General features: G+C 65.7%; 24 protein-coding genes. 8 read left to right on the forward strand and 16 right to left on the reverse strand.

The window, feature by feature from the left end:
• Positions 1-1221: 1221 nt before the first annotated feature.
• The 5 genes from CUR96_RS13400 to CUR96_RS18860 are packed head-to-tail and all read right to left on the reverse strand — an operon-like array spanning position 1222 to position 8287.
• A complete protein-coding gene (locus CUR96_RS13400; protein ID WP_102193780.1) occupies positions 1222-4590 on the reverse strand; it encodes a DEAD/DEAH box helicase family protein in 3369 nt (1122 codons plus the stop codon).
• 9 nt (positions 4591-4599) lie between these two features.
• Positions 4600-5670 (reverse strand): hypothetical protein, encoded by a 1071-nt coding sequence (locus CUR96_RS13405; protein ID WP_102193781.1) that lies wholly within the window; start codon positions 5668-5670, stop codon positions 4600-4602.
• A 3-nt stretch (positions 5671-5673) separates the two neighbouring features.
• Positions 5674-6837 carry a restriction endonuclease subunit S gene (locus tag CUR96_RS13410; protein WP_102193782.1) on the reverse strand — a complete coding sequence of 388 codons (1164 nt, stop codon included), beginning with the start codon at positions 6835-6837 and terminating at the stop codon, positions 5674-5676.
• A complete protein-coding gene (locus CUR96_RS18855) occupies positions 6834-7457 on the reverse strand; it encodes an N-6 DNA methylase (protein ID WP_348639582.1) in 624 nt (207 codons plus the stop codon). The genes CUR96_RS13410 and CUR96_RS18855 overlap by 4 nt, the downstream gene beginning before the upstream one ends.
• Positions 7370-8287: a type I restriction-modification system subunit M gene (locus tag CUR96_RS18860; protein ID WP_281255058.1), complete on the reverse strand. Its 918-nt coding sequence runs from the start codon at positions 8285-8287 to the stop codon at positions 7370-7372. The genes CUR96_RS18855 and CUR96_RS18860 overlap by 88 nt, the downstream gene beginning before the upstream one ends.
• Before the next feature lie 227 nt (positions 8288-8514).
• Between CUR96_RS18860 and CUR96_RS13420 the strand changes: the two genes are divergently transcribed.
• Positions 8515-9612: a DUF3039 domain-containing protein gene (locus CUR96_RS13420; RefSeq protein ID WP_219721991.1), complete on the forward strand. Its 1098-nt coding sequence runs from the start codon at positions 8515-8517 to the stop codon at positions 9610-9612.
• Here the strand turns inward: CUR96_RS13420 and CUR96_RS13425 are convergent.
• The 6 genes from CUR96_RS13425 to CUR96_RS13450 all read right to left on the reverse strand — a co-directional run bounded on the left by CUR96_RS13425 (position 9599) and on the right by CUR96_RS13450 (position 16279).
• Positions 9599-10015, reverse strand: a complete 417-nt coding sequence (locus tag CUR96_RS13425) for a helix-turn-helix domain-containing protein (RefSeq protein WP_102193784.1) — start codon at positions 10013-10015, stop codon at positions 9599-9601. The two genes, CUR96_RS13420 and CUR96_RS13425, sit on opposite strands and share 14 nt — an antisense overlap.
• Before the next feature lie 356 nt (positions 10016-10371).
• Positions 10372-11268 carry a metallophosphoesterase gene (locus CUR96_RS13430; protein ID WP_180969034.1) on the reverse strand — a complete coding sequence of 299 codons (897 nt, stop codon included), beginning with the start codon at positions 11266-11268 and terminating at the stop codon, positions 10372-10374.
• Positions 11269-11297: 29 nt separating this feature from the next.
• Positions 11298-12317 (reverse strand): LacI family DNA-binding transcriptional regulator, encoded by a 1020-nt coding sequence (locus CUR96_RS13435; RefSeq protein WP_102193785.1) that lies wholly within the window; start codon positions 12315-12317, stop codon positions 11298-11300.
• On the reverse strand, positions 12314-14161 hold the full coding sequence (locus CUR96_RS13440; protein WP_348639580.1) for an ABC transporter permease: 1848 nt from the start codon (positions 14159-14161) through the stop codon (positions 12314-12316). Before CUR96_RS13440 ends, CUR96_RS13435 begins: the two co-directional genes overlap by 4 nt.
• A 1-nt stretch (position 14162) precedes the next feature.
• Positions 14163-15188 (reverse strand): ABC transporter ATP-binding protein, encoded by a 1026-nt coding sequence (locus CUR96_RS13445; RefSeq protein ID WP_102193786.1) that lies wholly within the window; start codon positions 15186-15188, stop codon positions 14163-14165.
• Between the two features lie 11 nt (positions 15189-15199).
• Positions 15200-16279 (reverse strand): extracellular solute-binding protein, encoded by a 1080-nt coding sequence (locus tag CUR96_RS13450; RefSeq protein ID WP_102193787.1) that lies wholly within the window; start codon positions 16277-16279, stop codon positions 15200-15202.
• Between the two features lie 306 nt (positions 16280-16585).
• On the opposite strand from CUR96_RS13450, the gene CUR96_RS13455 reads away from it, so the two are divergent.
• Entirely contained in the window at positions 16586-17440 is an 855-nt protein-coding gene (locus CUR96_RS13455; protein WP_219721992.1) for a S1 family peptidase, read from the forward strand.
• A 37-nt stretch (positions 17441-17477) separates the two neighbouring features.
• Here CUR96_RS13455 and CUR96_RS13460 read toward each other — a convergent pair whose 3' ends face one another.
• Entirely contained in the window at positions 17478-18209 is a 732-nt protein-coding gene (locus CUR96_RS13460; protein ID WP_102193789.1) for a TetR/AcrR family transcriptional regulator, read from the reverse strand.
• Positions 18210-18266: 57 nt separating this feature from the next.
• Between CUR96_RS13460 and CUR96_RS13465 the strand changes: the two genes are divergently transcribed.
• The 3 genes from CUR96_RS13465 to CUR96_RS13475 all read left to right on the forward strand — a co-directional run bounded on the left by CUR96_RS13465 (position 18267) and on the right by CUR96_RS13475 (position 19676).
• The gene (locus CUR96_RS13465) at positions 18267-18641 is read left to right on the forward strand and encodes a VOC family protein (RefSeq protein ID WP_102193790.1); all 375 of its coding nucleotides are present in this window, start codon (positions 18267-18269) and stop codon (positions 18639-18641) included.
• 107 nt (positions 18642-18748) lie between these two features.
• Positions 18749-19114: a cupin domain-containing protein gene (locus tag CUR96_RS13470; RefSeq protein ID WP_102193791.1), complete on the forward strand. Its 366-nt coding sequence runs from the start codon at positions 18749-18751 to the stop codon at positions 19112-19114.
• Between the two features lie 88 nt (positions 19115-19202).
• Positions 19203-19676, forward strand: coding sequence for a hypothetical protein (locus tag CUR96_RS13475; RefSeq protein WP_245861263.1), 474 nt, complete (start codon positions 19203-19205; stop codon positions 19674-19676).
• Positions 19677-19711: 35 nt separating this feature from the next.
• On the opposite strand, the gene CUR96_RS13480 is transcribed toward CUR96_RS13475, so the two are convergent.
• Positions 19712-19993, reverse strand: coding sequence for a helix-turn-helix domain-containing protein (locus CUR96_RS13480; RefSeq protein ID WP_102194020.1), 282 nt, complete (start codon positions 19991-19993; stop codon positions 19712-19714).
• A gap of 67 nt (positions 19994-20060) precedes the next feature.
• On the opposite strand from CUR96_RS13480, the gene map reads away from it, so the two are divergent.
• From map to CUR96_RS13495, 3 genes are read left to right on the forward strand one after another with little or no spacing between them, the layout of a single operon-like run.
• Entirely contained in the window at positions 20061-20831 is a 771-nt protein-coding gene (gene map, locus CUR96_RS13485; protein WP_102193792.1) for a type I methionyl aminopeptidase, read from the forward strand.
• A gap of 43 nt (positions 20832-20874) precedes the next feature.
• Entirely contained in the window at positions 20875-21369 is a 495-nt protein-coding gene (locus CUR96_RS13490) for a hypothetical protein (RefSeq protein WP_102193793.1), read from the forward strand.
• A gap of 39 nt (positions 21370-21408) precedes the next feature.
• Entirely contained in the window at positions 21409-21894 is a 486-nt protein-coding gene (locus tag CUR96_RS13495) for a hypothetical protein (RefSeq protein WP_102193794.1), read from the forward strand.
• Positions 21895-21912: 18 nt separating this feature from the next.
• On the opposite strand, the gene CUR96_RS13500 is transcribed toward CUR96_RS13495, so the two are convergent.
• From CUR96_RS13500 to CUR96_RS13510, 3 genes are all read right to left on the reverse strand, one after another.
• Positions 21913-22350: a protein-tyrosine phosphatase family protein gene (locus CUR96_RS13500; protein WP_102193795.1), complete on the reverse strand. Its 438-nt coding sequence runs from the start codon at positions 22348-22350 to the stop codon at positions 21913-21915.
• Entirely contained in the window at positions 22347-23930 is a 1584-nt protein-coding gene (locus CUR96_RS13505; RefSeq protein ID WP_102193796.1) for an SDR family oxidoreductase, read from the reverse strand. The genes CUR96_RS13500 and CUR96_RS13505 overlap by 4 nt, the downstream gene beginning before the upstream one ends.
• A gap of 117 nt (positions 23931-24047) precedes the next feature.
• Positions 24048-25277 carry an MFS transporter gene (locus tag CUR96_RS13510; protein WP_102193797.1) on the reverse strand — a complete coding sequence of 410 codons (1230 nt, stop codon included), beginning with the start codon at positions 25275-25277 and terminating at the stop codon, positions 24048-24050.
• Positions 25278-25291 lie beyond the last annotated feature (14 nt).

The following is a 25291-nucleotide window of genomic DNA, read 5'->3' on the forward strand; positions in this document are numbered from 1 at the left end:
ACGCGTGCCGGTGCATCTGGAGTGCATCCGCCGGATCGCCGACGCGGAGGCAGCGGGGGCGCCGACCGAGTCCGCCGAAGCCGGTGATCATAGAGGTATTCCTGTCTCGTCACTCAGCCACCGCCTGCGCGCTCTTCGTTTCGTACCGAGACATCCCGGTTTGCGATGAAGCCCCTGTCGGCCGGCGTCGGCTCGTTCGTGTTGCTGGAGGTCCTGTGCCGATGTGCATTGATCCCCGAGCGGCGAGCCTCTTCTCTGCCTTAGGCTCTGGCTATGTTTCACGCTCTCGCGACGGCCGCAGGTGGGAGTCCGGATGACGCCGCGGTGCCACTCTGGACGCTTATCCTCATCGGCATGTTGTCCGGTGTGTTTGGTGCCATCGCCGGGCCGATTATGCAGCGGACATTCGGCCGCAATGATAGAGCCCTGCAAGCGCGGCAGGTATGGGTCAAGGAAAAGCTCCAGACGGTATTCGGTGTCGGGGACGAGAAGTTCTCATCTGACGGTCCCCAACCGCCGTTCTTCCGCCTAGTGCCTCCCCACAGCGGCGTTGCGCACCATTACGACATGCATACGATCAACAGTGCGGTGGAGGAGTCAACTGACCTCATGATGCTCCAGCCGCGTCGGAGCGCCTGGGCTCGTGAGTGGTTGATGCAATGGCATTTTCGGCTCCAGCCAGAGGCGAGAGTCCTACATCAATGGCGTCACTACCTTGAGAAGCGTTTTGTGTGGACGAACGGCTGGTTGACTGACACGGAGACAGGCGAGACTGCCAACACACGCGATGATGGAAACGCGGCGCTCCAAAGGTCGTATGAGACCGCGCAACGTTTGTTTAGCAGAGCCGACGAAGCATATAGGCGACGGGTGCGCCGAGTTCAGAGTTCTCTTTCGATATGGGCTACCGGACAGTGGGTCTCCAAGCCCAGCTGGTGGCACTGGGTGTGGACTCGCCAGATTGTTCAAAGAACGTGGCCAAAGTCGTTCGCCGCGCGAACGGCCCCGGTTACGCTACGTGAAGGACGCGACTACGTTCCTTGCGATTGTCGTGCCAGGGCGTTCGAGGCACTGCGGATCTTGCATGGCACTCCCGGTGTGGAAGCAGGTGACGAGGGCGCCCCGAGTCCTACCTAATTAGCAGCGCCGTTCGTCGTTGATTGCTAGACCGTTTCGCTACTTTGCCTGCCGGGGATCCCTCTTCGACGTGACGCTGGGGTCCTATGCGACCTGTGATGGAACAGCCGTCCTGTTGATGCCGCGCAGGGTTTCGACAATGAGGTCGACGTCCGCATCGGGGAAGATGAGGTCGGGTCCGGTCGGCGCCTGGTCAGTGTACGGGGGCTCGAAGAGGCGACCGGGGTCCATGACACCATTTTTCGTGAGCTCGTCGACGATCAGATTCACGAATCGAATCTGGACCACGGTGAACTTGGTCTCGTCGAGGTACGTCTCGAAGGCCTCGGTGGCGGCGGACCGATCAAGCCCCACCAGCCCCCGGATGAAGATCCCGAGGCCGCCCGCGCGATCGTTTGCCCACACGAGGTCGACTGGGCCAGCGCCCGCTGCCACAAGCATGCCTTCCAGCTCTGTGAGATCGTCCGGGGTGAGTTGTCTGTTGCGTCGAAGTCGCTGGAGCGCGAGCTTGTCGAGGTGCTGGCGAAGGTAGGCCTCTGCCTTGGAGCGGAATCGCTCGAAGTCGGTGCCCGGTGTGGCCCGCGGCAAGTCGATCTCGACGCCTTCGCCGAGGATGTCTTCGAAGTCGGTGTAGACCGGGCTGCGTCGGGTCTTCTCGATGAAGCGGACGAGGCTCCTAATCCGCAGGCGCGCGAGCTCGAGCATCGGGAGGGTCACATCAATCCACCACTCGTCGCCGGCCACCGACTCCAGGAGAATCGCATGCTCGGCGACTGACGGGATCGCCGTCTTTCCGAGGAGGGCGGCGGCAATCTGCTGGACGGTCTCGCGGATCCGCTCGGCAAGCAAGACGTCACCGTCGAGCTGCGCGAGCTGGCGACGGAGAATCAGCAGGTCGAAACGCTTGGCATCCTCGTCGTCATCTCGCACAGCGGACGGCAAACCTGCCAACCGCACCAACTCTTCAAGCCTCTCCGGAGCGAGGGCTTTCCAAGCGTCCGCCTGCGAGTATTCCTCGACAGCCTTCCGATGGGGGCGTACAACGAAGTTGTCGAGGTTCATCCCTGCGACGATCTTGTGCAGCGTGGACGTGTTCGTAGAGCGAAGTTCGGGGTCTGTGTCTCTGAGAGCTGCGACGAGTCCGAGTCGCGCTTCGAACAGGCGCTGCGAGAGCGATTTCTGCAGTTGACCGGGCGATCCGGGCAGGTCCTGGCTGAAGTACTCGAGATTGCCGCAGAAGTCGAAGACGAGGAAGTCCTTCTTGTCCTCGCCGGGGCCGAAGAGGTCGGGCCGCAGACGTGTGCCACGGCCGATCATCTGCCAGAACTTTGACTTAGAGCGCACCATCTTGAAGAACACGAGGTTCACGACTTCGGGCACGTCGATGCCGGTGTCGAGCATGTCGACGCTGATCGCGATGTGGGGTGCCTTGTCGGCGATGGAGAAGTCGTCGATCAGTGATTGAGCGTACGGCGTGCCGTGAGTGATGACTCGCGCAAAGTGCCCGGCGAGCTCGGGGTATGCAATGTTGAGGCGCTTCTCGATGAACTCGGCGTGCTTCTGGTTCTTCGCGAAGATGATCGTCTTGCCGAGGCGGTCGCCACCGGCCACCTTGTAGCCGTGAACCATGAGGGTTTCGAGCACTTTGTCGACGGTGTCTTCGTTGAACAGGAAGCGGTTGATCTCCTCCGCGCCGACTTCGTCGGGCGGACCGTCTTCTCCCCAGTCAAGGGAATCCCACTGATCCTTTTCGTCCTCGGTGAGGTCGTCATAGCGGATGCCGGAGCGCAGGAACTGGGTGCCGACACTCATGCCTTTCGGTGGCACGAGATAGCCGGCATCGACTGCTTCGTCGAGCGAGTAGTTGTCGGTGGGTACACCGTCTTCGAGGTGGAAGAGGCGGTAGGTGTTGTGGTCGACCTCGTCTTTCGGCGTTGCAGTGAGGCCGACGAGCATGGCGTCGAAGTAGTCGAAGATCGCGCCGTACTTCGCGTAGATGGAGCGGTGCGCCTCGTCGATGACGATGAGGTCGAAATGACCTGGACCGAATCGTCGGATGCTGTCGTCGACCTCGTTGATGAGATTCATCATCGTGGGGTAGGTCGAGACGTAGACGCGGCCGTCGACGACCTTCTCGCTGACAAGGTTGACGGTTGTCGAGCCGGGAAGATGGGTCTTGAACGCGTTCGCTGCCTGCCTGACCAGCGCGGTGCGATCGGCGAGGAACAGGACTCGCTTGACCCAGTTCGCCTTCTGCAGCAGATCGACGAGTGCGATCGTGGTTCGCGTCTTGCCGGAGCCCGTGGCCATGACCAGCAGCGCTTCGCGCTGTTTGCGGTCGAAGGTGTCGCCGACCGCCTTGATCGCGCGTACCTGATACGGTCGGCCCGCAATCTCGGTATTCACCGGTTGGTGCGGCAGCGACAGCTTGGTGTGGCGACGTTGAATGAGCAGCTCGAGTTCGTCGCGCGTGTAGAAGCCCTGGATCTCTCGGGGAGGGTAGCCACCCGCGTCATCCCAGATCCGATGCACGTAGCCGTTGGTGTAGAAGATCACCGGGCGGCGGCCATACTGCTTTTCGAGGCAGTCGACGTATAGCTTCGCCTGTTGCTGTCCGACCTCAGGAGACTTCGACGTGCGCTTCGCCTCGACGACCGCCAGCGGCAGGCCATCCGAACCCCACAACACATAGTCGACGAAGCCGCGGCCAGACCCGGTGGTTGAGCCGGCCGAAACCGGCATTCCCGTGACCTCGAACTCGCGATCGCGGTCGTCCGTCAGCGGCCATCCTGCTTCACGGAGCAGCACGTCAATGAACAAATCTCGCGCGGCTGCTTCGTCGTAATTGCGAGTGTCGGGGGCGACGGCCGCCTGTGCTGCCGCGATCTGCGCCTTCAGCGTCGCGATCTGCGCTTCATGCGCCGCGAGTCGGTCGTCTCGTTCCGCAAGCACTCGGGCGTGAGCCTCATCCTGCTGACGGAACTTCTCGGCGAGACGGGCGACGTCCTCGCGCGAGAGGGGTGCTGCTGATGAGGCAAGCTTCGGATCGAACGGTGCCTGCAGGGGGACGACGCCGGGGCGTGCGGAGTGGTGGTACGAGACCCAGACGACGATGCTGAACAGCTCGCGCAGAATGGCGAGCGATACGTCCGGGCCGATCTGCCGGGTGTCGTGCACGGCCGTGTTCGAGAGACGACGGATCGCGTTCAGCTTCTGTGCGATCATCGCAGGCACGCGCGATTTGAACGCGGCGTCGTTGATCTTCGCGGAGAGATCGTCGCGGTACGGGCCGCGCAGTGACAGCACGTCGTACAGATAGTCAACGACCAGCTGTACGACACGGCGGCTGTAGAAGCATGCCGACCGTGGGTCGGAGATCAGGTATGACTCCGCACGAGCACAGTCTCCGTGCACATGCGGCAGCGTCTCCCGGACGAAGTCGAAGTTGCCCATGCTGCTGGCCTACTCGCTCTCGTCGATTCCGAAGTGCTGGGCGAGTCGCTCCAGCGTGAACTCCTGGCGGAGCTTGCACGCACTGTGCTGGCTCGCGAACATCCCCTTCTGCCAGTAGGCATCGGCCTCGGGAACCGTCTTGATCCACTCGACGGGAACGACCCATTCGGCATCGTCATCGGCGACGGCGCTGTGATGCTTGTACTTCCCGGTCAGCGGTTGCGATGCAAGCGCTACGAGTTCATCGCCAGTACGCACGCGGGCGTTTTCGAAGCGCTGTGCCGGTGCGAGCACCTTGCCGACACCGACGAAGCCGGTTCCGGGAACGTTCACCCAGATGCGGGCACCAACGGGCAGCGACCGGATGGTCTGCGAGTAGAACTTGCCCCCTCCGGCCGAGACGAAGCCGAACCGCTTTGCGTCCTCCCACGGTCGGTCGCCCCCGAACGACACGTACCAGTCGACGCCATTCCAGGGTGCCCGCTTCGAGGTTGACTTCGTCTTGGCCGACGGAGCGTCGACGGATGCGGCGAGCCACGATCGCGCCAGGTACCGCCGATTCTCATCCTCGATGTATGTGAAGAACACCGCGTTGATCGGCACGCCGAAGCCGCGCAGGTAGTTGACGATGCGCTCCGAACTGGCGTCCAATGACGACGCGACGACGGTGAGCTGCAGCTCACCGTTGAGTTCATCGGGTGGCGCTGAGCCGAAGACCTCTTCGTATGCCGACTCGAACGGCTGGCCGAGGAACTTCTGGGCGATCTCGATAACGTCATCGCGTGACAGTGTCGCCACCCACGAGCCGTAATCGAGCACCTGCGCGACGACCTCGCGGGGTGTGCGATCGCGCTTGAGTTCCAGCACGTGAAGGTTGCCGTCGGCGTCGATCGCCAGTAGGTCTATGCGCTTCCCGTACGGAGTCACAACTTCGCTGCCGATGATCAGCAGAGGGACGCCGAGGAGCGACGGGTCCTTCTTGAGGAACTGGTGCAACTCGTTCTCTGTGGGCAGGGCGGCAGGCGTGAGCGGCTTGGGTTCCTGGCCGTCGATACGCCACATCCTCATCTCAACGGACATCGGTCAAAGCTCTCCTCGGAACGCGCGGGACTGGAGGGACGCGAAGAGTTCGTCGTCGGCGGCGAGGGCGCGGGTGACGTGGGCTCGCTGCGCGTTCACACGATCGATTTTGGAGGCGAAAGTACGCTGGTGGGCGAGCGGCGGCACCTCGATCTGCAGGGACGCGAGACGCGCCTTCGAGATATTCGGCATGCTCGATGCGGAACCGCTGGAAAGGTCGCGCACGGACGGGCGCTTCTGCGGATTCATCATCAACGCCTGAAAATACTGCCTATCGAGCTGATCGCGATCCAGGTGCAGGCGGAAGATGAGGTCCGGCATCAAGAGGCGCGGGCGAACGTCGTCAACAAGGGCAACCGCGCCGACCAGTTCGCGGGTGTTCTTCCGAGTCATGAGAACGTCCCCTGGCCGCACCTCGTTCACAGCCATCCCACGAATGTCGCCAAGGAATGCTTTGTTCTCATTAGCCCTGAATGTGCCGTAGGTGACGGCGCCAAGCTTGAGCACACCCCACTCGTTCTCGTTCGCGGGGCGAGACTCACAAGTCGGGCTGGTGCCGTTCTCTACGCGCGACACCAGTTCCCCGAAAGGCACCCTGTCCCACGCGCTGGTAGCAAGGTCACCGAACATATCGCGGAAGATCGCCTGAGTCAGTGAGTCGAGGTGGGTGAGGACCTGGCGCCGCTTCGCGCGGATCGCGTCGGCCTGGTCAAGGATTGCGGCGATCCGTCGCTGCTCGGGGAGCGGCGGAAGCGGCAACGGGAAGCTTGCCAACACAGGGGGACTCAGTCGTGGCAAGTTTGCGCCCGATGTCCGCGAGGCTGCGAACTCGACCATGCTTGGTTGAGCTAGATAGTGGGCGAGGTAACCGCGGTCGAGGGCCTCGCTGGGACGGAGCGGAAGGATGTCCGTGCTGCAGATCCCGGCGAAGGTAGGTCGGCTGACCTTGCCGAGATTCGGACGGAGCTTCCCAAAGAGGACGTGCTCGGGGGTGAATCGGAACTTCGTACTCGCAAGCTGCGCGCTGCCGACGGTCGAGTGGCCAATGATGCGCCCACCTCGCTCAATGTGCTCGAGGCCGAGGTAGATCGTGTCAGGCGGGACCGATTCCGGGTCAACTCCTTTTCGATCGATGATCGCGACGTCTCCTAATTGGACGGTCTTCATGCGAGCATCGCCTTCAGTTCGGCGAGGTCAGCGGCGATCTCGTCTTCGAGGGCCTCGATTTCAGCGATGATGTCAAGCGGGTCGCGGTGCTCCACCTCGTCGTGCACAACCTCCTTGTAGCGGTTCAGCGACAGGTCGTAGCTCTGCGCGACGATGTCGGCTTTTGGCACGAGGAACGATTGCTCGGTGCGCGCTCGCTCCTTTTCGGCATCCCTCTTCTGCCACCGCGCCAGCACGTCGGCCAGGTCGTTCGCATCGACCGGGCTGCGCTTGTCGTCGAGCGAGAAGCCGTCGGCGCGCACGTCGTAGAACCAGACGTTATCCGTGCCTCCGGAGTTGGTCTTCGTGAAGAAGAGGATCGCGGTCGAGACGCCGGCGTACGGGCGGAAGACTCCCGAAGGAAGCTTGATGACAGCATCCAGCTTCTGCTCTTCCACGAGCAACTTGCGAAGTGCCTTGTGTGCATTGCTCGATCCGAAGAGCACGCCGTCAGGAACGATGACGGCCGCGCGTCCGCCGGGCTTGAGAAGCTTCAGGAACAGTGCCAGGAACAGCAGCTCGGTCTTTTCGTCTTGACCGTGCGCTGCAGGTCTTTCGCGGTGGACTCGTAGTCGAGCGATCCGGCGAAAGGCGGGTTCGCGAGGATGAGCGTGTACTTCTCAGCATCCGTCGCTGCGCCTTCGGAGAGCGAGTCGCGGTAGCGGATATCGGGGGAGTCGATGCCGTGCATGAGCATGTTCATGCTGCCGATGCGGAGCATCGTTGAGTCGAAGTCGTAGCCGTGGAACATCGAGTGGTGGAAGTGCTGCCGCTGCGTGGCGTCCAGCAGCGCAGCCGAGTGGGCCTCGCGGACGTACTCGCTGGCGGAGACAAGGAATCCGCCGGTCCCGCAAGCAGGGTCACATATCTCGTCGCTCGGTTGAGGGGCGGTCATCTTCACCATGAGGTCGATGACGTGGCGCGGAGTGCGGAACTGGCCGTTCACGCCGGCAGACGCGATCTTCGAGAGCAGGTACTCGTACAGGTCGCCGTTGGTATCGCGGTCTGCCATCGGGATACCGTCGAGCATGTCCACGACCTTCGACAGCAGGGCTGGCGTGGGGATGGTGAAGCGAGCGTCCTTCATATGTTCGCTGTAAGTGGTGCCGTCGCCCATGCTTCGAAGGAACGGGAAGACCTCGTCGGCGATGATTTTGAACATCACTTCGGGAGACGTGTTCTTGAAGTGGCTCCATCGCAGCGCCGACTGTCCGGGCAGGAACACTGGGCTCTCTACCTCGCCGCCGGTAACGCGCGCCTTCTTCTCCGCGAGGATCTGGATGTCGTCGAGGCGCCGGATGAACAGCAGGTAGGTGACCTGTTCGATGACCTCGAGCGGGTTGCTGATGCCACCGGACCAGAATGCGTCCCAGACGCGGTCGATCTTGCTCTTCAACTCTCCGGTGATCATACGAGCAACTCTAGTTGGGGTGGATGGCGTGGTCTGGGTCGCGAATGATCCCTCCAAAAGCGGTGCCTTGCGTTAGGGACGAGTGGTCTTGGCAGGCGCTTCTGGAAGCGCGCCCTGATAGTCCCAGCACCGTCTCACTACGCGTCAGCACGTTGTGGCTAGCCTTTGACGGGCACGTTCGGGCTCAACCCCGGCATGTGTCCGGCGCCGAAAGTAGAATCGTGGGTATGAGACCTGTCCGCCCCACGTTGCGAGTACTGCGCCATTTGAATCGCGCAGACTTCAACGACCCCACGGTGGTGGACATCGTCGCCCAGGCCGCGGCGGCGACGAAGGATCAGGCGAAAGCCCTCCTCGAGTTGGTATCGCTGTCCGGTCTCACACATCCGCTCCTCGACGATGCGGAAACTCGATTCCGGGACGGCGGGATGCCCGACCGCCACAAAGCGTCAACGAAGACTCATCGCGCCGCCATTTACGAGGTGCGTGATCGGGTCGGCGCTGCATGGCGGGGCGCCGTAGCCCTTGATGAGCACGGTGACCCGTGGCTGGTCTATGCCGACACTCATGACGAGTTCCATGACAGCGCTCCAGTGGCGTTGCGTCGAACGATTACGAGCGGAAAGGTCGACCGGAGCGTTTGGGAGCCGAGCCCCCTGGACTACAGGATCCGGGAGCGGGACGATGCTGAGCGCGCGAAGCGGGAGTTCCTTTTCGCGCTTCTCCACCAGATGCTCGAGGGTCTCGGCGCACTCCTCACCACGGGTGAGCCGGTGAAGCTGACTTCGCCGGAGTACTGGGAGGAGGAGGACCCACGGAGTCTGGATTACACGCTGTCCGTCGAACATGACGAGCCTGCTGCGTCACCGGCGCACGCGAACACCACGACCAGCTCTTTGGATGTCGCGATCAGTTTGAGCTCAGGCAACGCGTACGTCCGTGACCAGCTCATCAACGCTGCAGTTGTGTTCTTGCAACCGGACAAGAATCTGCGCTCTCAGGATTACCGCACCGACGGGACGTTGGTCCTGTCGGTGATGTTGACTCACGCGCACCTTGCTGCGCTTCTCGCTGAGGTTGAGTCAACAGGAGGGCGGGTCGATCTTTCCCCGCCGGCCCCGACCCATCGTCACTACCTTGCGAAGGACGACAAGATCCGATCCTTCGTCGACGGAGGAGCAGTCGTCGCTCTTTGTGGCCACGCCTACGTTGTCAGTGAAGGCGAGAACGCTGACCTTCCTATCTGCGGAACGTGCGAGAGTGTCGAACCGGTCGCGCAAGATCTCCTGGACCGCATCCGAGAGCTGAACGCTAGAACTCGTTGAGTGCTTTCAGGTCCTCGTCTGTGATCTCCGGCCCTGGGCGCTTGCTGGCCCGCTGAACTGCATCGGCGACGTCGCGTGCTGCTCGGTCGCGGCGCTCCACATAGTCGATGAAGTCTTCGTACGAGACCCGGTGATGCGATCCGTTGCGGCGCGCGAAAAGCAACCCCGAGCGGATGAGCTTCAAGACATGCGGGTGGCTCACCTGCAACAGGCTGGCGACTTCATTTGGTGACAACTCTTTGTCTTGTTCAACGACGGCTATGTCTGCGCCGCGGTTGAGCGCATCAAGCAGATCCGCGACGATTCCGCGAAGTTGACTCGTTGCGGGTAGCTCTTTGACGGCAGTCAGCAAGCGCTGGATTTCATCAGTCTCAACACGGTTATTCTCAAGAGTCTTGATCACGAGATTCCCCTATCTGCAATAACTGTAACACTCGCAATCCTTCTGTTCTCACAGATTTCTGACTGGCTGGATGCCCTCAGCATCGGCTCATTGCAAGGCGCCTCTGTGTCTGCGAGCCAAGCGGAGCAACGGACAATCCCGGGTCTGGCGCTACTAACCCGACGGTCCAATGACTCACGCTAGCGCTCCGTGGACGCCTGATGAGCGACGATGTCTTGCCCTGTTGATAACCAAGGATTGGTCGTCGCTTTGGCAGTCGTGCTCCTCGAGTGACCGCCCGGGTTTCTCCGCGGGAGCTGTCGAGGGTAGTCAACTTCGCGAAAGGGAAGTCGGCGGGTTCGCGATCTCACTGGGATCTACGCCTGGCGGCCTATCGCCTCACCAAGCCACCCAATCCCACTCCCCACGATCCGCCGCCCCGCCTCCTCCGCCGGCACGGCCTCCCCAACGTCCGCCCCGCGCTCCAACGACACCACCGAATGCACGATCGTCTCCGCATACACGTGCACGAGGTTGTACCCCTGCGCAGCATCCTGCCCCCGTGTCGCACCGACGGGCTGCGCCAGGTCCTGCCCGTACGCACTCGACGACGCCACCGCCACCGGAATCCCCGCGAACGTCCCGAAAGACGGATGATGCACGTGCCCCGACAAGATCGAGCGCACATCCGTCCCGCGAAGCACATCAGCGAGCCGCGCCTGATCCCGCAGCTCCACCGTCACCGCCAGATCGAGCACCGTCGGCAGCGGCGGGTGGTGGATGAGCAGTAGCGACCCCGCCGGCGTGGCCGTCGACAGCTCTGCCTCGAGCCACGTCAGTTGCGCCTCATCGATCTCGCCCCAATGCGCGCCGGGAACGGACGAGTCCAGCACGATCACACGCAGATCACCGAACCATCGCACCGAGGTGATCGGGTCCGCGCCGGCCCCACCCAGCAACTCCGCCCGCATCGCCGCCCGGTCGTCGTGGTTTCCCGCTACCCAGACCACCTCACAACCAAGCTCCAAGGCGGCCGGCGCCACCAGCTCCCGCAACCGCCGATACGCCGACGCATCCCCCCGGTCCGTCAGATCCCCGGTCATCAGCAGCGCATCCGGCTTCAGCCCCGACGACACCAGCCGCGACAACATCAACTCCAGGTTCGAATCAGCATCCGCCCCACTCCCATATAGCGGCGACCGCTCCCCGGGCAGGTGCGTATCCGAGATTTGCACGAACGTGTGCGACGGACGGGGGTGTTCGGTGAGGATCATTGCACTTCCGGGTCGAGACGAGAACAGGGTCAGACGGCTGCGGCCGTGGTCCCGGGCACCAACGTCCCGGTGAAGGGCCGTCGCACGATGTCGGCGGAGTCGGAGGTCAACAGCTTCTGCATGGTCTCCACGGCAGCCGCGGCGACCTCTTCCACCGGAATGCGCACCGTGGTCAGTCCCAGCAGATCGGCGCCGGGCAGAATGCCGTCGCACCCGGTGACGCTCACGTCACCGGGCACGTCGAGCCCTCCGGCCTTCGCAGCCCGCATCACGGCGAGCTGACGGTAATCCGACGCGCACATGATTGCGGTGCCCCCAGGGCGCACGGCGCTCAGCGCTTCGGACACTCCTTCATCGGGGCGCGCCCCGGCAGAGATCATCGTCACCGACGCTCCCCCGTTGATGAGCGTCTCGCGCATCGCCATGCCGCGCAGATGCTCGGGGTATGACGCCTCGGGGTCACCGGTCAGCACCACCACGTTCCGGTGTCCGAGCGACAGCACGTGCGAGGCCAGCAGGCGCCCGTGCGCCGGATCGTCGTAGTGCGCGGAGTGGATGCGCCCGGACGGCTCCACCCGCCCTGCGCGCACGATCGGCACCTGGTCGGCGAACGGCTCGAGCTGCGCCGCCATGATGCCTCCGGTCGCCACGATGAGGCCGGCCACCCGCATCCCGAGCAGCCGGTGCAGCGCGTTCACCTGCTTGATGCCCTGCTCGTCCGCACCGATCGTCACGGTCACCAGATCGAGCCCGCGGCGATGCGCCTCATCCTGCAGACGCGAGAACAGCAGACCGTACGCAGGGTTGCTCGCGTCGCGCAGCATCAGCCCGACCGTGCCGGTGCGCCCGGCAGCGAGCTCGGCCGCCATCGTGTTGCGCACGTACCCGAGCCGCTCCGCGGCCTCGATGATGCGCTGCTGCGTGTCGGGAGCGAACCGCCCCTCACCCTTCAGCGCCCGCGTCGCGGTCGCCCGGGAGACACCGGCGGCAGCCGCGACATCGCTGATGGTCACACGCAGGGCCGGTGTGCCGGCATCCGAAGAAGTCATGAAGCCCTCCGCTGTCGACGACGCGATCGTGCACGGGAAGAACCCGAGCCGCGTCCGTACACGAGATACATCGTGGCACCCATGATCACCATCAGCAGCACCGTGTAGACGAACGTGATCGGCATCGCGTCGAGGTTGTTCTCGCCGCGCGTGCTCTCCTGGATCGCCACACCCAGCGGCTGATACAGCGGGTGGTACAGGAAGATCGCCGCGTCGTAGTCGTCGAGCAGGCTGTTGAAGTTCAGCGCCGTGATCGCTGCCGCCGTCGGCAGCACCAGCGGGATGAGCACCCGTCGGAACGCCGTCAGGGAACCTGCGCCGAGAATGCGCGAGGCATCTTCCAGCGAATCCGGCACCGACGCGAACGCCGCCTTCAACAGCCGCAGCGTGAACGGAATCTTCACGCAGATGTAGGCGATCAGCAACAGCACCGGCGTTCCGGTCAGCACGATGTTGCCCACGATCGCCTGCGGCTGGTCGAACGTCACCACCAGCGCGAGCGCGATGAGCACGATCGGGAGAATCCACGGGATGTGCAGCACGTACTCGATCGCCGTCGTCAGCACGTTGCGGTGCTTCTGCAGCACCCGCGCCACGAACAGCAGCCCGCCCACCACGATCACCGAGGCGAGCGCGCTGTACACGACGCTCACGATGAACGGACGGATCGCCGCCGCACTGCTGAACACGGTCACGTAGTTGTCGAGCGTGAAGCTGTCCAGTGTGATCGTTCCCGCGAGGATGCTGCGCGCATCCACGAACGAGAAGATCACGATCAGCACCACCGGGATCAGGTAGATCACCCACAGCGCATACGCGATCACGTGCACGACGACGTTCGCGAGCGGATTGCGGATCGCCTGCTTCTGGATCGGCGTCGCCACCTTCGCGACCGAGAAGTACACGCCCGACTTCTCGGCGCGGTTCATGATCGCCAGCAGGATGATCGTCGCCAGCCCCAGCACGATCGCCAGCAGAGCGGCGATGTCGCGGGTGATCGGGCTGCGCGACAGGTCGATGATGAGCGGCGCGACCGTCTGGAAGTCGGGCCCGCCGAGCACGAGCGGCGCGGTCAGCGCACCGAGGCCGATGAGGAACGTCAGCACGGTCACGGCGAACAGCATCGGCTTCATCACCGGCAGCACGATGCGGCGCAGGATCGTCCACGACGACGCCCCCATGAGCTTCGCCGCCTCGATCGACGCGTAGTCGACCTTGCCGAGCGACGACGACAGGAACAGCATGTGGTTGGTCGTCGTCGCGAAGGTCATCACGAACGCGACGGCGAAGAATCCGGAGAACCAGTCGCGGTCCATGTCGGGCCACCACTTGACCATCATGTTCGTGAAGAACCCGAACCGGCCGTAGATGAAGTTGTAGCCGGCGGCGAGCACGATGCCGCCGTAGATGAGAGTGGTCGCGTACCCGAGCCACAGCAGCTTCGCGCCACGGATGCGAAAGTACTGCGTCACCAGCACGATGAACACCCCCACCACGTTGACGGTCACCGACAGCGTGATCGCCAGCAGGAAGCTGTTGCCGAGCGTCTTCATCGCGCGCTCGCTGCCCAGCAGCTTCTCGACAGCGCGGATGCTGAACTGCCCCTCCGGGAAGAAGGTCGTGCCGAGCAGTGCCGCGTTCGGCAGCACCAGGAACGCGGCCGCGAACCAGATCACGGCGATGCCGGTCACCCAGGCCATCGGCGAGCGGAGCATCGAGCGGATGCTGCCGGGCTTGCCCCTCTTCGGTCGCCGGCCCTCCGGGGCCGACGCCGTGCCGGTCAGCGCGCCGGCCTCGCCGGGCAGGCCGGCGGAGGTCGGGGGAACCGGGGTGCTCATGGTCATCTCAGGCCGCCGGGTACTGCAGGATCCAGCGCGGATCGACCTCGACGCGCACGGTGTCACCGGCATCCCACCGGTGTGCGCTCGCGCCGGCCGGAACGCTCACGTGCAGCGTCGCGTCTTCGACGGCCACCGTGTACACGCTGTGGCTGCCGTGGTACGTGCGGTCGACGACCGATCCGCTCAGCGACGCCGCCGCCGAACTCGCCTCGCTCGCGGCCACGAGGTGCAGCTTCTCCGGGCGCACATAGCTCTCCGCGTTCTGATCCACCCCGCCCAGGCGCTTGAGCACCGCGGGGGTGAGCCGATTGCTCTCGCCGATGAAGCGGCACACGAACGCCGTCGCGCTGCGGTCGTAGATCTCCTCGGGGGTACCGACCTGCTGCAGGCGCCCGGCATCGAGCACCGCGATCCGGTCGCTGAGCGTCAGTGCCTCCTCCTGGTCGTGCGTCACGTAGACCGTGGTCACGCCGACATCGTGCTGCAGCTCCTTGAGCTGCTCGCGCAGCTGCACGCGCAGCTTCGCGTCGAGGTTCGACAGCGGCTCGTCGAGCAGCAGGATGCGGGGAGTCAGCACGAGCGCGCGGGCGATGGCCACGCGCTGCTGCTGGCCGCCCGACAGCTCCGACACGTTCTTGTCGAGCTGGCTACTGGCCAGGCCGGTGCGGTCGGCGATCTCATCGACGCGCTTCGTCTGCTCGGCCTTCGACACCCTCTGCGCACCCTTCTGCACGGTGAGGCCGAAGGCGATGTTCTCGCGCACGTTCATGCTGGGGAACAGTGCGTAGTTCTGGAAGACCATCCCCACGTCGCGCTTCTCGCTGGGCACGCGCGTGACGTCGCGACCGGCGATGTGGATGCGGCCGCCGGTGGGCTCGACGAAACCGGCGAGCGCGCGGAGGGCCGTGGTCTTGCCGCATCCGGAGGGACCCAGGAGGGTGAAGAACTCACCCTCCTGGATCTCCAGATTCAGATGCGAGACCGCGTGATGGTCGCCGAAAGCGACCTCGACGTCTTCGAATCGGATCATGAGGTGTCTGATCAGCCGATGTACTCGAGGGTGACCTTCTCGACCCAGTCACCGAGGTTCTCGCTGACGAAGCCGAAGTCGAGCTCCTGACGGGGAAGCGTCTCCATCAGTTCGACGACCTCGGGGTTCGCGTCGGCGACGGCCTTCTCGTTCACGGGCATCGAGTTGAACTCGGCCGCGAACTCGCCCTGCACCTCGGCGCTGCCGAACCAGTCGATGAACTTCTGCGCCTGCTCTTCGTTGCCCGAGCCGTTGATCGGCGCGATCTGCTCGGTGACGTAGGGCACGCCCTCCTTCGGGACGATGATGCCGGTCTTGGTGCCGTACTCCTCGTCACGCGCGGCGATGCCGCTGGAGGGGAGCACGCCGTAGTCGACCTCGTCGCGGGTGATGCGGGCGTAGAGGTCGGTGCCCTCGACCGCGGGCGAGCCGTTCGCGTAGTACGACTCGACGAGCGACCAGCCGTCGTCGCTGACGCCGAGGTCGCCCGACTTCTCGAGGTTCTCGCTCAGGATGCTGGCGAGCACGAGCTGCGGAGTGGCCTGGCCGAGAGCCGGGTTCACTTCGTACCGACCGGCGTATGCGGCATCCGTGTAGAGGTCTTCGAGAGACTTCGGCACGTTGTCGGTCGTGTTCTCGTCGTAGACGGTGACGATGGCCTGCTCGACCAGCGGCCAGAACACGCCGTCGGCGGGGTCGCCGGCGTCGGCGGGAACCTCGCCGCTCCAGCTCGGCTCGTAGGCGGTGATCGCCTCTTCGGACTTCAGCTGCTCGAAGAACATGTTGTTCAGGCCGAACACGACATCGCCGACCGGGTTGTTCTTCTCGGCGATGATGCGGTTGGTGAGGTCGGCGCCGCCGAGGCCGACGATCTCGATCTCGATGCCGGCTTCTGCGGCCTTCTCGGTGATCCACTCGCCACGGCCGTCGCTGTTGGAGTTCGTGTACACGATGAGCGTCTCGGCCGGACCGTCGTCCTGGGTCTCTTCGGGACCGGGCGATTCCGCCGCAGCCGCGCAGCCCGTGAGTGCGATTGCCGTCGCCGCCGTGATCCCGATGAGGGACCAGCGCTTCTTCCGCAGGTCGACCATGTTCGTCCTTTCTCGCCGTTGAGGTATGTCGAGTCCGAGACTACCTCTGAAGTTGTGCTGATTGCACAAAGATTATTCGATTTCGTTCGCGCGGTCGCGCGGCCGCACTCAAGATACGACTTAGAGGTGAACGTGGATGCTCTGTCCGGTGAACGTCTGGCGGCTGGGCGGTCGGTATAGCCAGACCCACCCGTGATTCGGCATCCGTCTCCACCGGTGGTGGGGAGCCAGCCGGATGGGATGAGCGCTTCGCGGTTCCTAGCGTCGAGGTATCACCTTGCACTGCACCGAAAGAAGGACCCGCCCTTGTCTGAAAGCACCTCCATCCGCCGAATCGTCACCCGCTCGGCCGTCGCCGTTCTCGCTGGCGTCGTCTGTTGCGTCTCTCTCACCGCCGGCAGTCTTCCCGGTGGCGTGACCGCCGACCGGGGCGGGGTCAAGTCGATCGTCAGCGGCTCGAAGCCCACCGAGTCGTACCCGTTCATGGCGAGCATCCCCCTCGGTGCTCCGCTCGCCGGGCTCAAGGACGGGAACTGCGGTGCGGCGCTGATCGACCCCGGGTGGGTCGTGACCGCCGCGCATTGCCTCGACATGGAGATCGGGTCGTTCGCCGAGGGGACGGTCCGCATCGGAAGCGAAAAGCGCGCCTCCGGCGGAACGGTCCGCGAGATGGCGCAGGTGTTCCTGCACCCGGAGTATGCGCAGGGCCAGCCCAACCAGAACGACATCGCGCTGGTCAGACTCGACCGACCGGTGAAGAACAAGCCGATCGCGATCGCCGAGGGAGCCGGCGCCCCGGGAACGAAGACGCGGATCCTCGGCTTCGGCATCACCAAGCCGAGCCCGGATCCTGCGAAGTGGAAGATGTCGAAGAAGCTCCGTGAGCTCGAGACGGTTCGCGGCGACGTCTCCGACTGCGGGCCCGGATATGCGGGCGACACCCGTCTCTGCACGCTCAGCCAGACGCCCGACGCGATGGCGTGCAACGGTGACTCGGGAGGCCCGCAGATCCAGCGCGGACGGGAGGACCGCTGGGAGCTGATCGGCGTCACTTCCGGTCCGGGAGCGCAGAGCCCCTCGTGTGAGAAGGGGCCAGGTCTCTACACCGACGTGACCGCCTACGCGAGCTGGATCACCGACATCATCGCCGCCAACAAGTGATGACGGGGCGGCCGGCGAGGATGCTCTCGCCGGCTGCTCACACGTTCTCGGCGTCCGTCATGCTCTCGATGCCGTCGAGGATGCGGTCGAGGCCGAATCGCCATGCGTGCCGGGCGTCGTAGGCCGCGTTGTGCTCGGCGCCCGCCGCGCTGCCGATCGCGTCGGCGAGGGGGAAGCGCTGCGGGGTCACGTGCTCGGCGAGGGCGGGCCCGGCGACCTGCCACCACTCCGGATCCGGCGCCACCGCGGCGGCCAGGTCGACGGCGGACGAGCGGGAGAACCCGATGATCAGGCTGAGGCTCGCATCGGTGTCGACCGGCGAGAGGCCCAGCGGTGCGATCGCGGCGAGTTCTCGTTCGTACTTGCCGATGATGCCGGGCCCGAGGGGTGGCGTCTCGGCGCGGATGGCGCTGAGCCAGGGGTGGGCGAGATGCAGGTCGAGGTTGTCGTGGGCCAGGCTGTCGAGTCGCGCTCGCCAGTGCGGGTGGTCGTAGTCGCCGTGGCGCATGGATGCGGTGACCTGATCGGCCATGAGTGCGAGCAGTGTGGATTTGTCGGGGACGTACGAGTAGAGCGACATCGTCGAACTGCCGAGCGCTGACGCCAGGGCGCGCATCGAGACGGCATCCGCCCCTTGCGCATCGGCGAGTTCGATCGCGGCCGCGACGAGGCTGTCGACCGTGAACCGTGGCTTCGGCCCGCGCCGCGGCGACGTCGTGCGCTCATGTCGCCAGAGCAGCGCGATCAAGCCGGGAATATCTTCGGGCATGTTCTCATTGTACCTAACTACGTACGCCGTACGTCGTTGTATGAGAGGATGCTCCCCATGAACATCACCGAATCCGCAATCTCCCTCAACGTCGCCGACCCGGAGGCATCCGGTGCTTTCCTGACCGAGCACTTCGGCTTCGAGATCGCGATGGCGGCGGACGGCTTCGTCTCGCTGCGTCGCGATGACGCCGGGTTCAACGTCATCTACCTGCGCACGGGGCTCGCGACCTTCAAGCCCGAGACGCATGCCGCCGCCGCGGGGGCAGGCCTGCTCGTCGTGTTCGTGGTCGACGACATCGATGCGGAATGGGAGCGCCTGCAGCACCTCGTACCCGTCGCGACTCCGATCGAGACCGAGCCCTGGGGCGAGCGGTACTTCCAGGTGCTCGACCCGAACGGCGTCCTGATCCAGCTCGTGCAGTGGGTCTGACGCCCATCGCGTAACCCGCCCGGCGCGGGGTCTCGGCATCACGCCGGGGCCCCGCGTCGCCGTATCGGTGCGGTCCGTCAGCTCGCGCACTCTCCTAAGCTCGGGTCATGACCGACGACGTACGCAACGTGGATGCCGCCCTCGCCACGATCTCCGAGCACTGGCAGCCGCACCGCCTCACCAGCGTCAACGACTACGACGTCAAGGCGGTGAAACTGCAGGGCGAGTTCGTCTGGCACACCCACCCCGAAACCGATGAGCTGTTCATGGTCATCCGGGGCGAGCTGACGATCCAGCTCCGTGACCGAGACGTCGTGCTCGGGCCGAACGACATCTTCGTCATCCCGAAGGGCGTCGAGCACTGCCCGAAGGCGGCCGAAGAGGTGCACGCGATCCTGTTCGAGCCGAAGGGCACCGTCAACACCGGCGATGCCGGCGGCGAGATGACGGCACCGCTGCGCGAGTTCGAGTAGGGCGGGCCGGGAATGCCCGTGACATACAATCGCCGGAACGACGGGCGCTAGGCCGGGATCCGGACCGAGTGCTGAGGGAGGGGTCAGGATGATCGGCAAGGTGTTCAGCGGCATGTTTGACAAGTTGTTCGACTCGGTGAACAAGGACAACGATCTGATGGAGCAGCTCAGGCCTGACCTGAGTCGGGAATCGCTCGGCGTCGGGCCCGACTTCCCGGGCGTCACCCCGAATCCCGTCATGAGCAGCGATGCACGCGCGCGCAATGCCGAACTGCGCGCGGGGGCGCTTGCGCTCGGCGTTCTCGTCGACTGGCGGGAGGTCAACAGCAACCCGCGCGTGGTCCTGATGCTCGACGTCGAGACCGCCGACGGCATCTCGTTCCGCGGTATCGCAGACGAAGCCTTCACAATCACCGAGCTCACCCGGCTCGCCCCAGGACAGACGATGCCCGTGCGCTACCGGCCGGCCGTCATGGACCATTGCGTCGCCCTTGCCCGCGACGCGGATCCGGCCCAGGTGCAGCTGCTCACTGACAGGATCGCGAGCCGAAAGCGGACTTGACCCGAAGGCTTCGGCCGGGTCTCTCGGAGCCGGCATCAGGAGGCGACGCGGTCGCGGCGCTCCGCGCCGGCGGCATCCGCCTCGATCTCCGACCACACTGCATCGAGCGAGAGGCCGAGCACTCCGGCGATCGCAGCGACCGTCGAGAAGGCGGGTGTGGCCACGCGACCAGACTCGATCTTGCGGAGCGTCTCCGGTGAGACGCCGGCATCGAGGGCGACGGCGAGCATCGAGCGCTCGCCGCGGGCATGACGCAGCAGCGCGCCGAGGCGCTCGCCGCGCTCGACCTCTGCGGGAGTGAGCGGGAGTCTGACCATCATGATGCCCATTGTAATCCCGGGATAGTATTACCGGGATAGTTATTGGTGCAACGAGAGGGCGATCATGATCGAGATCCTGAACACGGCAGAGCTCGCCCGGGCTCGCGACACCGGCGCACTCGTCGCCGACATCCTGCAGACGCTGAAGAGTCGCAGCGCCGTCGGCACGAATCTCCTCGATCTCGACCGGTGGGCGAAGGAGATGATCGCCGCCGCCGGCGCCCAGTCCTGCTACGTCGACTACGCGCCGTCGTTCGGACGAGGGCCCTTCGGTCACTACATCTGCACGGCGGTCAACGATGCGGTGCTGCACGGGATGCCGCACGAGTACGCGCTGCGCGACGGCGATCTGCTGACGCTCGACCTCGCCGTCTCTCTGCGAGGGATCGCCGCGGACTCGGCGATCAGCTTCATCGTGGGATCTTCCCCGGCGCCGGGGGATCTGGCCATGATCGATGCGACCGAGCGTGCGCTCGCCGCAGGAATCGCCGTCGCTCGGCCGGGGGCGCGCATCGGCGACATCTCGCATGCGATCGGCTCGGTGCTGAGCTCGGCGGGGTATCCGATCAACATGGAGTTCGGCGGTCACGGCATCGGATCGACGATGCATCAGGACCCGCACGTTGCCAACGACGGGCGTCCCGATCGCGGATACCGGTTGCGTGCCGGGTTGCTGCTCGCCCTCGAGCCCTGGGTGATGGCCGACACCGATCGGCTCGTCACCGACGCCGACGGCTGGACGCTGCGAAGCGCGACAGGATGCCGGACCGCCCACAGCGAGCACACCATCGCCATCACCGACAGCGGCGCGGAGATCCTGACCCTGGCTCGGTGAGACGAGCCTCGGCACCGGCATCCACCGGTCCTAGAGTGGTGCCATGACGGACACCGAGCCCGTGCTGACCGGATGGACGCAGGTCGATATCACGAGTCGCGGCGATGCGGCAGCGCAGCGCGTGATCGCGGCGTTCGCCGTCGTCGCCGGAGTTGCCGGCGTCGTCATCGGGTTCCTCTTCGTGCCGGATTGGTGGGCCGTCGCGTTGATGGTGCTCGCCTGCCTCGTGGTCGTGGTGATCGGCCTCGGCCTGTGGTTCGGCGCGAGCCTCGACTCCGAGGCGACGGAGCAGCTGCAGGCCACCGGGCACCTCATGTCACTTCCGGTGCTCGCGGCGACCGAGACGAGCGACGAGAGCGTCAGTTTCCGCCTCGAACTCGCGATCCCGACTGACGGCGGACCCGTCAAGGTCGAGCATTCCTGCAGCAGAAGTCGGTGCACCGCCGCCGCCCGTGCGGTGCCGACGGTCGAACTCCCCGCGCTCGTCGACGCGGCAACGAAGACCTGGGGCATCGACCACAAGCACGTCGACAACTGAACCGCTCGGTCAGGTCGCGAACAGCCTAGAGTGTGTGCCATGAAGCGCGCGGCGACGATCGAATGGACGCAGATCGACCTGACTCGTCGCAATGAGGCGACGGCGCAGCGCGTGACCGCTGTGCTCGTGGCGCTGTCGGGAATCGGCGGGTTCGTGCTGAGCCTTCGGATGATCTTCGACTGGTGGTTGGTCGCGCTGGTGCTGCTCGGCTGTCTCGTCATCGTGGCGCTCGGCGTCGGCCTCTGGATCAACCCCGGAGTCGGTGCCGGTGCCGTATCGAAGCTCAAGGAGAGCGGCACGCCGGCCTCCTTGCCGGTGGTCGCGGCCCACAAGACGACCGATGAGAGCATCCGCTACCAGCTTCAATTGCGGATGCCGTCTGCCGATGATCAGTTCGTCATGCACGCCTGCGGTGAGCCCGGATGCATCGAGGCGGGGCGGACCGCGCCCGACTCAGAGGTGGCTGCACTGCTGAACGACGCGACCAAGACGTGGGCGGTCGTTCACGACTCGCCCCGGGCGTGAGTCTGCGGGGAAGAGCCCTCAGCGGTCGAGATCCGCGAGCCGGACGAATCGCCGTTGCCATGGCGTCTCGACCGCGCCCGACCGGTAGTGGGCCCGCACCCAGGCCACGGCGCCGTCCGCCGGGACGCCCGCGAGCCGAGCGAGAAGCGCCATCGCCGTTCCGGTGCGCCCGCGGCCACCGCCGCAGGCGATCTCGACTCTCGTTTCGGCCGAGCGCTCATAGACGTCTCTGAGAGCGGCGATGGCGTCGGTCGGTGTCGCGGGCAGACGGAAGTCCGGCCAGCGCACCCACCGCGACTCCCAGCCGGCTTCGAAGTGCGGTTTGGCGGTCAGGTAGAGCCCGAGTTCCGGTGCCGCTCCATCCGGAGGCGTGCCGTCGCGAAGGCCGCGACCGCGCACGAAGCGACCTCCCGGAAGGGCGACGACTCCCGGAAGATCAGCCGGCCAGGTGCTCACCCCTGCTCCGGACGAGGGGGCGGCGTCTCCTCTGCCGCCGCCACGATCCGTGCCGCCATCCCCGCGAAGATGAATCCGTGGAACGGCAGCACGGCGAGCCAGTAGAGGCGTCCGCTCAACCCGCGCGGGAAGAAGACCGCCCGCTGCTCGTATCGAGCGCCATCGCCGTCGGGCACGGCGCGCAGCTCGAGCCACGCCGATCCCGGTACCTTCATCTCCGCGCGCAACCGCAGCAGTCCGCCGCGTCGCTCTTCCGGCGTTGGACCGGTTCCCGGCACCTCGACGGCCTCCACGCGCCAGAAGTCGATCGCGTCGCCGACCCGCGCCATCGCCCGGCTGCGGCGGCCGCGCTGCAGCCCGACACCGCCGACGAGCCGGTCCATCCAGCCGCGGACGGCCCAGAGCAGCGGCGATGAGTACCAGCCGTTCTCGCCGCCGATCCCGACGATCACGCGCCACAGATCCTCGACGGAAGCCGCGGTCTTCACCGACCGCCTATCGGTGAAGACCGTCCGGCCCGCCCAATTAGGGTCGCTCGGCAGCGGGTCGCTCGGTGTGCCTGAGACCTCGGCATCCTGCCAGCTCGTCTCCACGCTGTCGGCTCCGACCCGCCCCAGCGCCAACGCGACAGCCCGGCGGTAGGGGGTGAGGCCTCCGGAAGGCGGCGCGATCAGCTTGTCGACGGCGTGGTCCTTCACGACGCACTCGTTCTGCAGCGAGGCGACGAGTGGGCGGGCGATCGAGCGCGGCACCGGTGTCACGAGGTTGACCCAGTGCGAGGCGAGTTCGGGCGTCAGCACGGGCAGCGCGGCGATGGCTCGCTGGGGGAGTCCGGCCTCGACGGCATAACCGTTCATCATCTGGCCGTAGCGCAGCACGTCGGGCCCTCCGATGTCGACCGCTCGATTCACGTCGGGATCGACCCGGGCGGCGCCGAGCAGGTAGTGCAACACGTCGCGCACCGCGATCGGCTGGATGCGGTTGCGCACCCACTTCGGCGCCGGCATGTACGGCAGCACGTCGGTGAGGTGGCGGATCATCTCGAACGACGCCGACCCAGAGCCGATCACCACTCCGGCCTGGAGCACGAGCGTCGGCACGCCCGACGCGAGGAAGATCTCACCCACACGCACCCGCGACTGCAGGTGCGGAGACAGTTTCACGTCGTCGGGGTGGAGGCCGCCGAGGTACACGATCCTCCGTACGCCCTCCTCGGCCGCCGCCGACGCGATCGTGTGCGCGGCCAGATCATCGGCCTCTTCGAAGCCCTTGCCTGCGGTCATCGAATGGATCAGATAGAACACGACGTCGACATCGGCCATCGCGGTCGCGACGGCATCCGCATCGGCCGCCTCCCCTTCGACGACCTCGCACTCGGCGCCCCACGGGAACGACGCCACCCGGGCCGCGTCACGCGCAAGCACGCGGACACGGTACCCCGCGGCCAGCAGGCGGGGAGTGAGCCGACCGCCGATGTAGCCGGTCGCGCCGAGCACGAGTGCGCGCGGCGCGGAACCGTCCGGCCGCGGCACCGCGCGCAGGGCGGGTTCGCGGCCGGTGGGCTGAGTGAGGTCGGTCATGGTCCGAGCGTACGAGGGATGCGCCGACGCCCGGGGGCCATTGCGGTTGCGGGCGAGTGCGGGTACAGGGGGCCCTGCTGACGGCCTCTCCTGATCGGCGAGCAGATCGGGGCCGTCTCACTCCGCCCGGCGCCCCCGCAGCACCAGCGCAACGAGCGCCAGCGAGATGACGCCGATCCCGTACCCTACGCAGACGGCGGCGAGACCGACGACACCGACGAGCATCCCGGCGATGACCGCCGGCACGCCGAACGCGAGGTACGCGAGGAGGAAGATCACGGCGAAGGTGTCAGCGCGCTGCGTCGCCGGGATGCGTGGCGCGAGCGACGCGACCACACCGGAGAAGGCCGTTCCGAAGCCCATCCCGGTCACACCGGCCGCCACGAGATACGCGGGGAGTGATCCGAGAGCGAGCGCCACGAGTGAGAGGGCGGTTCCGGCGGCGAGAGCCGAGGTGCCGAAGATCGTGATCGTGCGCGGTGTGCGCCGACGCATGACGAAAGCGGTCAGCGCGCCACTGCCGGCGAGGACCGCCACCGCGAGCCCCTGCCAGATGTGCGCGCCGCCGCCGAGTTCCTCGTGCACGATGTTGGCGCCCAAGGAGAGGAAGAGTCCGCCCGTCGCCCAGCCGGCGATGACCGCCGGTGCCGCACGCCAGAAGTCCGCTCGGATGTTCACCGGGATCGACAGTCGGAAGCTCAGCGAGGCCCAGACCCCCGGCGTGCGGGGAGCAGTCTCCGGCACGAAGAAGAACAGCAGGGCGAGCACGATGTAGACACCGCTGAGCGGTGCGAAGACATCGAGCAGGGGCTCACCGGCGACATCCAGCGCGATGCCCGACAGCAGGGCACCGACGGCGAGCCCGATGCCGGGCGCGAGCGCGTTCCACAGCGCCGCTGTGGCTGGTCGAGCAGGAGGCGCGAAGTCGAGCACGGCCGCGGAGAGCGCCGAGAGCAGCAGGCCGCTCGCGATGCCCTGCACGATCCGGGCCAGCACGAGCAGCCCGATCGAGTCCGCGTGCCAGAAGAGCAGCATGCTGCCGGCCAGCAGGACGAAGCCGGCGATCACCACCGGGCGGCGCCCGACGTGATCCGAGAGCGATCCGGCCGTCAGCAGGGTGAGCAGCAGCGCCACCGCGTAGACGGCGAAGATCGCGGTGATCACGATCGCCTCGAAGCCGATGTCGTGCGCCAACACGGGATAGAACGGCGATGGCGCGCTCGCGCCGGTCATCATGAGGATCTGCGCCACGATGGCCAGAGCGAATCCGAACCGGGTGCTGACGCCGTTCCGCGGTGATGCGGCGACGTCGGCCCGGGGTGCGGTGATCGGCTGCGTGGGGGTCATGGGCACTCCTCGTT

The sequence above is a fragment of the Microbacterium aurantiacum genome (genome assembly GCF_002872075.1).
GTDB lineage: Bacteria > Actinomycetota > Actinomycetes > Actinomycetales > Microbacteriaceae > Microbacterium > Microbacterium aurantiacum_A.